Annotated in this window: 13 protein-coding genes; 9 read left to right on the top strand and 4 right to left on the bottom strand. The window is 71.8% G+C overall.

The window, feature by feature from the left end; all coding sequences use genetic code 11:
* Positions 1 to 15: 15 nt before the first annotated feature.
* A complete protein-coding gene (locus ACGFIO_RS09075; protein WP_392824019.1) occupies positions 16 to 843 on the top strand; it encodes a hypothetical protein in 828 nt (275 codons plus the stop codon).
* 53 nt (positions 844 to 896) lie between these two features.
* Here ACGFIO_RS09075 and ACGFIO_RS09070 read toward each other — a convergent pair whose 3' ends face one another.
* Complete coding sequence (locus tag ACGFIO_RS09070) at positions 897 to 1,364, bottom strand: DUF3093 domain-containing protein (RefSeq protein WP_392824017.1); 468 nt, start codon at positions 1,362 to 1,364, stop codon at positions 897 to 899.
* A 100-nt stretch (positions 1,365 to 1,464) separates the two neighbouring features.
* On the opposite strand from ACGFIO_RS09070, the gene dut reads away from it, so the two are divergent.
* The 4 genes from dut to ACGFIO_RS09050 are packed head-to-tail and all read left to right on the top strand — an operon-like array spanning position 1,465 to position 3,750.
* A complete protein-coding gene (gene dut / locus ACGFIO_RS09065) occupies positions 1,465 to 1,926 on the top strand; it encodes a dUTP diphosphatase (protein ID WP_392824364.1) in 462 nt (153 codons plus the stop codon).
* Entirely contained in the window at positions 1,913 to 2,557 is a 645-nt protein-coding gene (locus ACGFIO_RS09060) for a DUF3710 domain-containing protein (protein WP_392824014.1), read from the top strand. Before dut ends, ACGFIO_RS09060 begins: the two co-directional genes overlap by 14 nt.
* A gap of 33 nt (positions 2,558 to 2,590) precedes the next feature.
* Positions 2,591 to 2,968, top strand: coding sequence for an OB-fold nucleic acid binding domain-containing protein (locus tag ACGFIO_RS09055; RefSeq protein ID WP_392824012.1), 378 nt, complete (start codon positions 2,591 to 2,593; stop codon positions 2,966 to 2,968).
* 44 nt (positions 2,969 to 3,012) lie between these two features.
* Complete coding sequence (locus ACGFIO_RS09050; protein WP_392824361.1) at positions 3,013 to 3,750, top strand: DUF3159 domain-containing protein; 738 nt, start codon at positions 3,013 to 3,015, stop codon at positions 3,748 to 3,750.
* Here ACGFIO_RS09050 and ACGFIO_RS09045 read toward each other — a convergent pair.
* Together ACGFIO_RS09045 and ACGFIO_RS09040 are read right to left on the bottom strand one after the other, a co-directional pair.
* On the bottom strand, positions 3,740 to 4,429 hold the full coding sequence (locus ACGFIO_RS09045) for a potassium channel family protein (RefSeq protein WP_392824358.1): 690 nt from the start codon (positions 4,427 to 4,429) through the stop codon (positions 3,740 to 3,742). The genes ACGFIO_RS09050 and ACGFIO_RS09045 overlap by 11 nt on opposite strands.
* Positions 4,430 to 4,487: 58 nt before the next feature.
* Entirely contained in the window at positions 4,488 to 5,153 is a 666-nt protein-coding gene (locus tag ACGFIO_RS09040) for a potassium channel family protein (RefSeq protein WP_392824010.1), read from the bottom strand.
* Positions 5,154 to 5,271: 118 nt separating this feature from the next.
* On the opposite strand from ACGFIO_RS09040, the gene ACGFIO_RS09035 reads away from it, so the two are divergent.
* Complete coding sequence (locus tag ACGFIO_RS09035) at positions 5,272 to 7,332, top strand: APC family permease (protein WP_392824007.1); 2,061 nt, start codon at positions 5,272 to 5,274, stop codon at positions 7,330 to 7,332.
* Positions 7,329 to 8,546, top strand: coding sequence for a class I SAM-dependent RNA methyltransferase (locus ACGFIO_RS09030; RefSeq protein ID WP_392824005.1), 1,218 nt, complete (start codon positions 7,329 to 7,331; stop codon positions 8,544 to 8,546). Before ACGFIO_RS09035 ends, ACGFIO_RS09030 begins: the two co-directional genes overlap by 4 nt.
* Here the strand turns inward: ACGFIO_RS09030 and ACGFIO_RS09025 are convergent.
* Positions 8,518 to 9,882 (bottom strand): cation:dicarboxylate symporter family transporter, encoded by a 1,365-nt coding sequence (locus ACGFIO_RS09025; RefSeq protein ID WP_392824003.1) that lies wholly within the window; start codon positions 9,880 to 9,882, stop codon positions 8,518 to 8,520. The two genes, ACGFIO_RS09030 and ACGFIO_RS09025, sit on opposite strands and share 29 nt — an antisense overlap.
* Before the next feature lie 116 nt (positions 9,883 to 9,998).
* Here ACGFIO_RS09025 and dxs point away from each other — a divergent pair, with 116 nt between their 5' ends.
* Together dxs and ACGFIO_RS09015 are read left to right on the top strand one after the other, a co-directional pair.
* Positions 9,999 to 11,912 carry a 1-deoxy-D-xylulose-5-phosphate synthase gene (dxs, locus tag ACGFIO_RS09020; RefSeq protein ID WP_392824000.1) on the top strand — a complete coding sequence of 638 codons (1,914 nt, stop codon included), beginning with the start codon at positions 9,999 to 10,001 and terminating at the stop codon, positions 11,910 to 11,912.
* A gap of 85 nt (positions 11,913 to 11,997) precedes the next feature.
* Positions 11,998 to 13,314, top strand: coding sequence for a PQQ-binding-like beta-propeller repeat protein (locus ACGFIO_RS09015; protein WP_392823996.1), 1,317 nt, complete (start codon positions 11,998 to 12,000; stop codon positions 13,312 to 13,314).

Raw genomic sequence — 13,314 nt, 5'->3', positions numbered from 1 at the left:
ACGGGGAGGACGACAATGACCACACCCGAGACCGGAGCCATGAGTCCGGAACCGTCCGAAACACCGGGACCGACCAACCAGCCGCAGGCGGAAACTGACGACGCCGGTATCGGCAAGACGGTCGCTGAACTCGCCCGCAGCGACCTCGAGCCGGCCGGGCGCCGCCGACTGCTCGGCCGCCTCGTGGGCAACGTCCGCGAGCGTGGGCTGGGCAAGGTGTTCCGGCCCAAGGCGGCCGTGCAGTGGATGACCGACGTGGTCGGCGACATCGCACCGCACGTGCCGATCCGTGACCTCGACACTCTGCGCTCGCACTTCGGCGGCCTGAGCGACGACGAGCTGGCCGAGCGGCTGATCCGCAACGCCGCGCGGTCCACCGCCGGGATCGGCGCGGCGGGGGGCGGTGTCGCGTCCGTGCAGTGGACCGTGACGCCCACGTTGCTGTCCGCGCCCGTACTGCTCACGGCCGAGACGATCGCGGTGGTGGCGATCGAGCTGAAGCTGATCGGCGAGCTGCACGAGATCTACGGCCGGCCGATCACCGGCACGGCCGCCCAGCGTGCCTCCACCCTGCTGCAATCGTGGGCCTCCCAGCGTGGCGTCAACCCGCTGGTGCCGGGGGTGGGTGTGGCGTCGGTGCTGGGTACGGCCGCTCGCAAGGAACTGCAGACCACCCTGCTCAAGCGGTTCGGGCGGCAACTGACCACCCTGGGACCGCTGCTGACCGGCGCGGCGGTGGCCGGGTACCTCAACCGCCGGGCCACCCACAAACTGGGCGAGGAGCTCAAGAAGGACCTGCGTAAACACCCGGGCAAGGGCAAGCGTGAGCTGCCGCCGGCCTGACTCCGGCCACGCTGCGGCCAGGCGGATCGGGTGCCGGGTGCCGGCAACCGAAGTTATCGCTGGGCTGACTCCCGCAGCGCTGCGGCCAACCGGACCGGGTGCCGGGTGCTGATCACCCAGAACGGGGTCGGGTCGGCCGGATCGTTCAGGACGACCTGGACGGCGCCGCCGATCCAGGGACGCTGGACGACGAAGGCCAGCGGGTGCGAGCCCACGCCCAGTGCTTCCCGTTTGCCCGCCGCGTCGAGGGCGACGACCTCGCTGATGACGGCGAGCGGCAGCCGGGCGTCGTCGACCCGGAACTCGCCCGCGGTGACGGCCACCCGGATGCGGCCGACCCAGAGCATGAGCGCCACGGTCAGCGGCAGCGCCACGGCGAACGGCACCCAGGCCCGGACCCCGCCGGCGCCCATCCAGATCTCCACGGCGATCAATCCGCCGCCGGCCAGCCCCAGCGGCCAGGACCACCACGGGACCCGGAGGCGCTCGGTGTAGGTGACCGTGGCCGCGTCGGTTGTCACCCGGTGAGGGTACGGCGCGGCGCCGCCCGGCGGTGCGGCAGGATGGCAGGGTGGACGCCGCTCACGAGAGACGACCGAGAGGCCTGAAGCTGTGGACGTGATGGTCCGCCGGCTCGATCCGGACCTGCCGCTGCCCGCGTACGCGCACCCCGGCGACGCCGGCGCCGACCTGGTCGCCGCCGAGGACGTCGTGCTGGCGCCGGGCGAGCGCCGCCTGGTGCCGACCGGCGTCGCGATCGCCCTGCCGGAGGGCTTCGTCGGCCTGGTCCACCCGCGGTCCGGGCTGGCCCACCGCCTCGGCGTCACGGTGCTCAACGCGCCCGGTACGGTCGACTCCGGATATCGCGGCGAGATCCTGGTGAACCTGATCAATCACGACCCGGCCGCCACGGTCGAGATCTCCCGCGGTGACCGCATCGCCCAGTTGCTGGTGCAGCGGGTCGAGCGCGCCGCCTTCCACGTCGTCGACGAGCTGCCGGACACGGTCCGGGGCGCCGGCGGGCACGGCTCGACCGGCGGACACGAGGCTTTCCGAGAGGTGACCCCCCATGCCATTCCGTAAGCGGCCGCGCCATGTCCGGCCGGACGACGCGCCGCAGTCCGAGGCCCTGGCGTACAGCATGACTTCCGGCGGCCCGCAGAAGCCCGAGTTCGGCCCGTGGGACGAGCAGTGGGCGCCGGAGGGTGTGGCCCGGCTCGACCTCGGCAGCATGCAGATCCCGGCGGTCGAGGGCGTCGAGGTGCGGGTGCAGGCCGGCCCGGACGGCAACGTCGAGCACGTGGTGCTGGTGTCCGGGGCGGGCGCGGTGGAGTTCGGCGTGTTCGCCGCCCCGCGGACCGAGGGAATCTGGGACGAGGTCCGGGCCGAGATGCTGCGCGAGATGAAGGCCGGCGGGCTGGGCGTACACGAGGACCACGGGCGGTACGGCACCGAACTGGTCGCCCAGCTGCCCGATCCGCAGGGTCAGCTGGTCGACGTGCGGTATGTCGGGGTGGACGGGCCGCGCTGGTTCGTCCGGGCCACCTTCCAGGGCCCGGTGGCCTCCGACGCGGCCCACGCGCCGGTGCTGTGGGAGTGCCTGGAGGGGCTGGTGGTGGTCCGTGACGACGAGCCGCGCCCGGTGCGTGAGCCGCTGCCCGTACGCCTGCCTCCGGAAATGGCCGAACAGGCGCAAGAGCAGCAGCCGGGCTGAACCGGGAGAGCGTGAACGGCGTACCGTGAAATGATGTCTGCCGAACGCACCACCGGCCTGCGCCGGTTCTTCGAGCGCCTGACCGCCTCGGAGGACGAGCTGCAGGCCGAGGAGCTGCAACGGGAGAGCGCCAAGTGCGGCGCCATCCCGGCCGGCCAGTGCAGCCGCGGCCAGGTGGTGTCGGTCTCCGGCCGGCTCAGGACGGTGGCGTACACCCCGCGTACCAATCTGCCGACGCTCGAGGCCGACCTCTACGACGGCAGCGACGTGGTCACCCTGGTCTTCCTGGGCCGGCGGTCGATCGCCGGGATCGAGCCGGGGCGGCAGCTCACCGTGCGCGGGCGGATCGCGATCCGCGACGACCGCAAGGTCATCTACAACCCGTTCTACGAGCTGGAGGCGCCGCGTTGACATCCGGGAGCGAACCCCGACACGCCGCCCCACCGGACGAGGGGATGGACCGGGTCGCCGAGGAGATCGTCGAGGCCCAGGACCTGCACCCGGCCCCGGCCCCCAGCACCGCCGAGGACGACGACGAGCCCTTCCCCTCGATGTCCGAGCAGATCTCGGAGCAGCTGGGCGGGGTCCGCGGCCTGATCGAGTCGAGCGTCCCGGTGCTCGCCTTCGTGCTGCTCAACGTGCTGCTCGGCGACAACGTGGCCGGCCTGGAGAAGCGCACCGCGCTGTACTGGGCGATCGGAGGCGCGGTGGGCACGGCGGTGCTGATCGGCGTCTACCGCCTGCTGCGCAAGGAGCCGATCCGGCACGCGGTCAACGGCATCTTCGGCATCGCGCTGGGCGCCTGGCTGGCCTGGCGTTCGGGTGACGCCAAGGACTTCTATCTGCCCGGCATCCTGCTGACCCTGGCCCAGGTGGTGGCGCTGATCGTCTCGGTGGCGATCCGCAAACCCATCATCGGGTACGTGTGGGGAGTGCTGGCCAACAAGGGCAAGCACGACTGGTTCGACAACAAGGAACTGTTCCGCACGTTCCAGTGGCTGAGCCTGGTCTGGGCCGCGTCGCTGTTCGTGCGGGCCGGGGTGCAGGGCGTGCTCTACCTGGCCGACCAGGCCACCGCGCTGGGCGTGGTACGCATCGTGATCAGCTGGCCGATCTACGCCGCGACCTTCGCCTTCACGGTCTGGGTGGTCCGCCGGGTCACCCGCCGGCAGCAGGCGGCGCTCACTCCGTAGGGTCGGTGGGTTCCTCCGACCCGAGGATCACCGCGCGGACCTGCTCCTCCACCTCGGCCGTGCAGACGAAGATCAGCTCGTCGGCCGCCTCCAGCGGGTCGTCCGGGGTGGGCACCAGCACCCGCTTGCCGCGCAGGATCGTCACCAGCGCGGCGTCGCGGGGCAGGGGCACGCTGCGGACCGGCTCGCCCACGAACGGGGCGTCGGCGGGCAGGGTGATCTCGACCAGGTTGGCCTCGCCCTGGCGGAACGTCATGATCCGGACCAGGTCGCCGACCGTGACCGCCTCCTCGACCAGGGCGGCCATCAGACGCGGCTTGCTCACCGCGACGTCGACGCCCCACTGCTCGTTGAACAGCCACTCGTTCTCGGCCCGGTTGACCCGGGCCACCACCCGGCCGACCGCGAACTCGGTCTTGGCCAGCAGCGACACGACCAGGTTGGCCTTGTCGTCGCCGGTGGCCGCGACCACCACGTCGCAGGCGGCCAGGTCGGCTTCCTCGAGGCTGCTGACCTCGCAGGCGTCGGCGAGGACCCACTCGGCGTCGGGCACCCGCTCGGGGCGCAGCTGGCGGGGCTGCCGCTCGATGAGCATCACCTGGTGCCCGTTGCCGATCAGTTCCTGGGCGATGGACCGGCCGACGTTGCCCGCGCCCGCGATGGCGATCCGCATGGTCAGTGACCTCCGCTCGGGGCCGGCGGCGGGCCGGAAAGCGTGATCTGGGCGATCCGCATGGTCAGTGACCTCCCTGGGCGGCGGACGAGGCGATCGACAGCACCGGTCCGACGGTCTCGTCGGTGACCAGCACGAAGACCTGGTCGCCGTCCTGCAGGACGGTGGACGGGGTGGGCAGCGAGCCGATGCCGAAGCGCATCAGGTAGGCCACCCGGGCGCCGGACGCGTCCTCGAAGCGGCTGACGGTGTTGCCGACCCAATCGCGGTGCAGCGGGGCCTCGACGATCGAGATCGAGCTGGTCGGGTCGCGGAACACCTCGACCGTGCCCTCCGGGATCAGGTGCCGGACCATGCGGTCGGCCGCCCACCGGATGGTCGCCACTGTCGGTATGCCCAGGCGCTCGTAGACCAGGGCGCGGCGCGAGTCGTAGATGCGGGCGACGACCCGGGACACGCCGTACGTCTCGCGGGCCAGCCGGGCCGAGATGATGTTGGAGTTGTCGCCGCTGGAGACGGCGGCGAAGGCGTCGGCCCGCTCGATGCCCGCCTCGCGGAGGGTGTCGCGGTCGAAGCCGATGCCGGTGACCGTGGTGCCGCTGAACTCGGCGCCCAGCCGGCGGAAGGCGTCGGCGTTCTGATCGATCACCGCCACGGTGTGGCCCTGCGCGTCGAGCTTGTGCGCGAGCGTGGACCCGAGGCGGCCACACCCCATGATCACCACGTGCAAGATCGTCGGCCTTCCGAGTGGGATTACGAGCGGTCATGCAAAGCGTCCCATGACCGCCGGGACGCCGTGGGGCGGGGCGGCCGACGAGGCGTGGCGACCCGCCGTACGCTTGGCGCTTGTGGCACGTCCCACCTCACTCGTCAAGCGGCTGCTGGTCGGCCGGCCGTTCCGCTCCGACCGGCTGCAGCACACGCTGCTGCCGAAGCGGATCGCGCTGCCCGTCTTCGCCAGCGACGCGCTCTCCAGCGTGGCCTACGCCCCCGACGAGATCCTTCTGACCCTGTCCATCGCCGGCGCGGGCGCCTATCTCTTCTCACCCTGGGTGACGCTGGCCGTGGCGGTGGTGATGGTCACGGTGGTGGCGAGCTACCGGCAGAACGTGCACGCCTACCCGTCCGGCGGCGGCGACTACGAGGTCGCCACGGTCAACCTGGGCCCCCGGTTCGGCGTGGCGGTGGCCTCGGCGCTGCTGGTCGACTACATCCTGACGGTGGCGGTGTCGATCAGCGCCGGGGTGAACAACCTCGGCTCGGTCGTCCCGTTCGTCGCCGAGCACAAGATCGGTATCGCCCTGGCCGCGGTGGCCCTGCTCACCGCCATGAACCTGCGCGGCCTGCGCGAGTCGGGCACCGCGTTCGCCATCCCGACCTATGCGTTCATCGTCATCATCGTCGGGATGGTGCTGACCGGGCTGGTCCGGGTCTTCGTACTCGGGCAGGACCTCCAGGCGCCCAGCGCCACGCTGCGGATCGCGGCCGAGGAGGGGCACCTGACCAGCTTCGCCTTCGTCTTCCTGCTGCTGCGGACGTTCTCCTCCGGCTGCGCGGCGCTCACCGGGGTGGAGGCCATCTCCAACGGCGTGCCCGCCTTCAAGCCTCCGAAGAGCAAGAACGCCGGCACCACCCTGCTGCTGCTGGGCAGCATCGCGATCGTCATGCTGGTCGGCATCGTGGTCCTGGCCCGGGCCACCCACCTGCAGTTCGTCGAGGACCCGGCGCAGATCGTCGGCGGCCCGCCCGGTTATGTGCAGAAGACCGTGACCACCCAGCTCGGCGAGACCGTGTTCGGCAGCGGCTCGATCCTGCTCTACCTGGTCGGCGCGGTCACCGCCCTGATCCTGTTCCTGGCGGCCAACACCGCGTTCAACGGGTTCCCGGTGCTCGGCTCGATCCTGGCCCAGGACCGCTACCTGCCGCGTCAGCTGCACACCCGGGGCGACCGGCTGGCGTTCAGCAACGGCATCATCTTCCTGGCCATCGCCGCGATGATCCTGATCGTGGCGTTCGAGGCCGAGGTGACCCGGCTGATCCAGCTCTACATCGTGGGCGTGTTCGTGTCGTTCACGCTGTCCCAGGCGGGCATGATCCGGCACTGGAACCGGCTGCTGCGTACCCAGCGAGATCCGAATCGCCGGCGGCAGATGGTCCGGTCCCGGGCGATCAACACGTTCGGCATGGGGCTCACCGGCGCCGTGCTGATCGTCGTACTGATCACCAAGTTCCTGCTCGGGGCCTGGATCGCGATCGCCGGCATGATCGTCATCTACGTGACCATGCTCGGCATCCGGAAGCACTACACGCGCGTCTCGGCCGAGCTCGAGCCGACCGACGAGCGGCCGGTGCTGCCGTCCCGCAACCATGCCGTCGTGCTGGTCAGCAAGGTGCACCTGCCGACCCTGCGTGCCATCGCGTATGCCCAGGCGACCCGCCCCGACACGCTGACCGCGGTGACCGTGAACGTGGACGACAAGGACACCCGCAAGATTCAGCAGGAGTGGGAGCGCCGCCAGGTGCCGGTGCCGCTGACCGTGGTCGACTCGCCCTACCGGGAGATCACCCGGCCGATCATCGACTTCGTGAAGAGCGTGCGCCGCGGCTCGCCCCGGGACGTGGTGACCGTGTTCGTGCCGGAATACGTCGTCGGCCGCTGGTGGGAGAACCTGCTGCACAACCAGAGCGCGCTGCGGATCAAGGGGCGGCTGCTGTTCGAGCCGGGCGTGATGGTGACCAGCGTGCCCTGGCAGCTGCGGTCCAGCCAGGACAAGGACCTGGATCGGTTCGACCGGGACCTGAGCCGGGCGCCGCAGCGGGGCCCACGGTCGCGCCCGGTTCCCGAGCCGGTTCCCGAGCCGGCCCCCGAGCCGGCCGCGGAGCCGCAGCGTGAGGACGTCACGCCGTGACCGCCGGGAACGACCAGGTCGTCGACGAGCTCGTCGAGGGTGACACCGTCGAGGTCACGGTGGGTGCGCCGGCGCACGGCGGGCACTGCGTGGCCCGGCTGGGCGGTGAGCACGGGCGGGTGGTGTTCGTCCGGCACGCGCTGCCCGGCGAGCGGGTGACCGCCGAGATCACCGAGGTGCATCACGGCTACCTGCGCGCGGACGCCATCGAGATCCACGACGCCGCCGCCGATCGGGTGACGCCGCCCTGTGCGTACGCGAAGCCTGGTCTCTGTGGTGGTTGTGATCTGCAACATGTGAGCGACGCCGGTCAGCTCGACTGGAAGACCGCCGTCGTGCACGAGGCGCTGACCCGGCTCGGCGGGATGAGTCAGGAACAGATGGCCGGGGTACGCGTGCGACGGCTGCCCGGCGGCCTGCTGGGGTGGCGGTCCCGGGTGCGTTACACGGTCGACGCGGCCGACCGCCCCGGGCTGCTCAAACACCGCTCGCACGAGGTCGTGGCCATCGACCGCTGCCTGATCGCCCACCCGCACATCCAGGAACTCGGCGTGCTCGGGCACACCTGGCCCGACGCCGAGGAGATCGACGTGGTCGCCCCGGCGCTGGGACCGGCCGTGGTCGCGGACGGCAAGGCCGAGGTCCGCGAGACCGCGGCCGGCCGGGCCTGGACGCTGCCGGCTGAGAGCTTCTGGCAGGTGCACCCGGCGGCCGCCGACACGCTGACCGGTGCGGTGCTGGAGCTGCTCGACCCGCAACCGGGCGAGACGGCGTGGGACCTCTACGGCGGGGCGGGACTCTTCGCGGCCGCGGTGGCCGGGCGGACCGGGGCCCGGGTGAGCCTGGTCGAGTCGGCGCCCGAGGGCGCGGCCGCGGCCCGGGCCAATCTGAGCGACCAGCCCGGCGTCGAGGTGGTCGAGGCCAAGGTGGAGCGGGCGTTGCGCCGGCGGCGGATCACCGGGCCGGTCGACCTGGTCGTGCTCGACCCGCCGCGCTCGGGTGCGGGGGCCGAGGTGGTGCGGGCGATCGCCGCCGCCGGACCGCGGGCGGTGGCCTACGTGGCCTGCGACCCGGCCGCGCTGGGCCGGGACATCGGGACGTTCGCGGAGCTCGGCTGGGCGGCGACCGAGGTACGCGCGTACGACTGCTTCCCGATGACCCGGCACATCGAATGCGTGGCGCTGCTTACGCCGGCACCTTCTCCTCCGTCGTAGGGGGAGGCGGCGCCTCCTCCTCGCCGTGCGCCTCGTCGGAGAACGTCGTCTCGTCGAACGGGTCCTCGCCGCTGAACACCCGCTCGGCCTGCGCGGGGTCGAACTCGCCGGTCCACTTGCCGACCAGCACCGTGGCGACGGCGTTGCCGGCGAAGTTGGTCAGCGCCCGGGCCTCGGACATGAGCCGGTCGATGCCGACGATCAGACCGACGCCGGGCACCAGGTCGGGGCGGTGGCTCTGCAGGCCACCGGCCAGCGTGGCCAGGCCCGCGCCGGTGACACCGGCCGCGCCCTTGGAAGCGATGATCATGAAGGCGAGCAGGCCGATCTGCTGGCCGATGGACATCGGCTTGTCCATCGCGTCGGCGATGAACAGCGAGGCCATGGTCAGGTAGATGGCCGTGCCGTCCAGGTTGAACGAGTACCCGGTCGGCACCACGATGCCGGCCACCGGACGGCTGACGCCGAGGTGGCCCATCTTGGCGATCAGCCGGGGCAGCGCCGACTCCGACGACGACGTGGACAGGATCAGCAGGAACTCCCGGGCCAGGTACTTGAACAGCCGGAACACGTTGAGCCGGGCGAACAGCCGCAGGAGCAGGCCGAGGATCACGAACACGAAGATCGCGCAGGTGATGTAGAAGCCGACCATGATCGTGAACAGGCTCTTCAGCGCGTCGAAGCCGGTGGCGCCGACCACGGCCGCCATCGCGCCGAACGCGCCGATCGGGGCCAGCCACATGATCATCGCGAGGATCTTGAAGACCACCCGCTGGACGGCCTGGATGCCCCGGATGACCGGTTCGCCCCGGGCGCCCAGCGCCTGCACGGCGAAGCCGACCAGCAGGGCCACCAGCAGCGCCTGGAGCACCTCGCCGGAGGTCAGCGAGGAGAACAGGGTGTCCGGGATGATGCCGAGGACGAAGTCGGTGGCGCCCTCGGCGTCCTTGGCCACCTGGGCCTTGCCGGTCGCGGCGAGCGCCTCGGTCAGGTGCAGGCCGGCGCCCGGCTTGAGGATGTTGCCGACCACCAGGCCGATGGCCAGCGCGACGGTGGACATGATCAGGAAGTAGCCCAGCGCCAGGCCGCCGACCTTGCCGACCTGGGCCGCGCGCCGGATGGAACCGACACCGAGGACGATCGTGCAGAAGATGACCGGCGCGATCATCATCTTGATCAGGTTGACGAAGCCGGTGCCCAGGGGCCGGAGCTCTTTGCCGAATTCGGGGAAGAGGAAACCGACCGCGATACCCAGGGCCATCGCGATGAGCACCGCGATGTACAGCAAGTGGGAGCGGTCACGACGGCGGGTTGGCGCCGTTGAATCGACGGTCATTCGAGGTTTCTAACGCATTACTCGATCCCGGTCTATGTGTAGATCGTGTGCAGGTTGAAGCGGCGGACGATGTTGGGCGGATGCGTCCGGGCGCGGCGCCGATAGACTCGGCTGTCATGAGCGAAGCCCTCCCCACTCCGTACGGCCTGCTCGGCTCGATCACCGCCCCGGGCGACCTCAAGCGCCTCAGCGGTGAGCAGTTGACCCTGCTCGCGGCCGAGATCCGCGATTTCCTGGTGGCCAAGGTGTCACGAACCGGCGGCCACCTCGGTCCCAACCTGGGGGTGGTGGAGCTGACGCTCGCGCTGCACCGGGTCTTCGACTCGCCCCGTGACCGTGTCCTGTTCGACACCGGCCACCAGGCGTACGTGCACAAGATGCTGACCGGCCGGCAGGGCGGCTTCGACCTGCTGCGCCAGCGGGGTGGCCTCTCCGGGTACCCGAGCCGGGCCGAGAGCGAGCACGACCTGATCGAGAACTCGCACGCGTCCACCGCTCTGTCGTACGCCGACGGCATCTCCAAGGCGTTCGCGCTGCGCGGCGAGGACCGGCACACGGTGGCCGTGGTCGGCGACGGCGCGCTCACCGGGGGCATGTGCTGGGAGGCGCTCAACAACATCGCCGCCGCCCGGAACCGGCTGGTCATCGTCGTCAACGACAACGGCCGGTCGTACGCGCCGACGATCGGCGGCCTGGCCGACCACCTGGCCACGCTGCGACTCAGCCCGGGCTACGAAAAAATCCTCGACCTGGTCAAGGACTCGCTCGGGGCGACGCCGATCGTGGGGCGGCCGGCCTACGAGGTGCTGCACGCGGTCAAGCGCGGCATCAAGGACGCGGTCAGCCCGCAGCCGATGTTCGAGGACCTCGGCCTCAAGTACGTCGGCCCGGTCGACGGCCACGACCAGCAGGCCATGGAGTCGGCCCTGCGCAAGGCCAAGGGCTTCAACCAGCCGGTGATCGTGCACGCGGTGACCCGCAAGGGCTACGGCTACCGCCCGGCCGAGCAGGACGAGGCCGACTGCCTGCACGGCCCGGGCGCGTTCGACCCGCAGACCGGCGCGCTGACCGCCAAGCCGTCGGTCAAGTGGACCAACGTGTTCGCCGAGGAACTGGTGGCGATCGCCGACGAGCGGCCGGACATCGTCGGCATCACCGCCGCCATGGCCGAGCCGACCGGCATCGCGTCGCTGGCCGCCAAACACCCGGACCGCGTGTACGACGTGGGCATCGCCGAGCAGCACGCGATCACCAGCGCGGCCGGCCTGGCCATGGGCGGGCTGCACCCGGTGGTGGCGCTCTACTCGACGTTCCTCAACCGGGCCTTCGACCAGGTCCTGCTCGATGTGGCCATGCACGAGCTGCCGGTGACGATCGTGCTCGACCGGGCCGGCGTCACCGGGCCGGACGGGCCGAGCCACTACGGCATCTGGGACCTCAGCGTCTTCGGCGTGGTGCCCGGGCTGCGGATCGCCGCGCCGCGCGACGCCACCACCCTGCGCGAGGAGGTGCGCGAGGCGGTCGCGGTCGACGACGGCCCGACGATCGTGCGTTTCCCGACCGGCTCGGTCGCCGCTGACCTGCCCGCGCTGCGTCGGGTCGGCCCGATCGACGTGCTCCGCGAGGACGACCGCAAGGACGTGCTGCTGGTCGCCGTCGGTGCGTTCGCCGCGCTGGGGATGCAGGCGGCCGAGCGGATCGCCGAGCAGGGGTACGGCGTGACGGTGGCCGACCCGCGCTGGGTGCGCCCGGTGCCGATCGAGCTGGCCGGGCTGGCGCGGGAACACCGCCTGGTCGTGACCCTGGAGGACGGCGTGCGCGAGGGTGGCGTCGGCCAGGCCGTGGCGGCCGCGCTGCGGGACGCCGGCGTCCGGGCGCCGCTGCGCGACTTCGCGGTGCCGGCCGGTTTCCACCCGCACGGCACCCGGGCCGAGATCCTGGCCTCGCTCGGGCTCACGCCGCAGGAGGTCGCCCGCGCGGTGACCGAGGCGGTGTCCGAGCTCGAGGCTCTCGTCGACCCCGTCCCCTGACCGCCGCCCCGGATGCCGCGCGGGCCTACCACTGATCCATTTGGCCGGACGGGCGTTTTCGTTATTCAGCCGTTACCTTTATGGCATGGCGGCTGAGACCTTCGGCGAGAACACGATCGTTATCGATCTTGGTCTCGACCGCGGCGAGCCGGAGACCTACGCCCGGCCGACCCGCCGGACGGTGGCTCCCTGGTTCGCGCCCGTGCTGATCGCGCTGCTCGTGCTGGTGGTCGCCGGCGGTTCCGCGGCACCACCCGCACCGGCCCTGTCGCCGCTGCTCACGCTGCGGGTCGGGCCGGCCGACACGTACGCGCTGACCGACAACAACGAGCTCCTGGCCCAGACCCAGGGCACGTTGGCGGCGTACGACCTGGCCACCGGGACCGAGCGCTGGCAGATCGCCTCGGACCGCCCGACCTACCGGCTGCGGGCGGCCAACGGCCTGGTGCTGATGCGGCCGTGGACGTCCTACGGTCCCGGCCGGCCCAACACCACCGCGCTCTCCCTGGCCACCGGGCTCACCCGCTGGCGGCACGACGGCACCGTGATGAACCTGACCGGCAGCGACGCGCTGCTCGGCGTCTTCGCCGTCCGCAGCGGCGGCACCAACCGCCGGGTCCAGGGCCCGGTCCAGTCGCTGCAGCCGGTCGACGGCACAGTGCTCTGGGAGGTCCAGGTACCCGGCACCGCGGTGCTGCTCGGTGTGCCCGGCCCCGGCGACGCGGGCCCCCGGATGATGCTCGTGCACGACAACCGCACCGCCGCCGTCCACGACCTCGCCACCGGCCAGAAGCTGGCGTCGGCCGAGCTGCCCGCGGCCAACTACGGCCCGGAGAACCCGGCCGTCTCCGGCGGCGTGGTCCTGCTGCGGCACCTCGGCCGCTACGGCGTGATGATCTCGGCCTACGACCCGGTCACCCTGCAGCGGCTGTGGCAGCGATCCGCCGACACCGCCTACGAGGTACGCGACTGCGGGCCGGTCGCCTGCCTCAACTCCCCGGACGGCGTGCGTGGCATCGACCCGGCCACCGGCGCGGAGCGGTGGTACCGGGCCGGCTGGCGCGGCGTCGAGCAGCGCGGGGCGATGACTCTGGCCTACGGGACCGCGAACGGCGGCGCCGACCCAGTCGGCATCGTCGACCCGTCGACCGGGAACGTGCTGTCCGACCTGCACGGCTGGCGGATCGTCGGTGGGACGGACGGTGACCGCCTGCTGGTCACCCGGGACGTGGCGGCCGGGGCCCGTACCATGGTCGCGGTCGCCGAGCCGGGATTGCCCGGGCCCCGGCCGCTGGCCGACCTGCCGCCGGGCACCGGTGACTGTCAGGCCGCGCCGGGCCGGCTGGTGTGCCGGTCGGCCTCGGGCGAGCTGGTCGTCTGGGCCTACACGCTGAAGGAGTGA

Source organism: Actinoplanes sp. NPDC049265, assembly GCF_043197135.1.
GTDB lineage: Bacteria > Actinomycetota > Actinomycetes > Mycobacteriales > Micromonosporaceae > Actinoplanes.
Note: the sequence above shows the minus strand (reverse complement) of the source record. Positions and strands in the feature narration are given on the sequence as shown.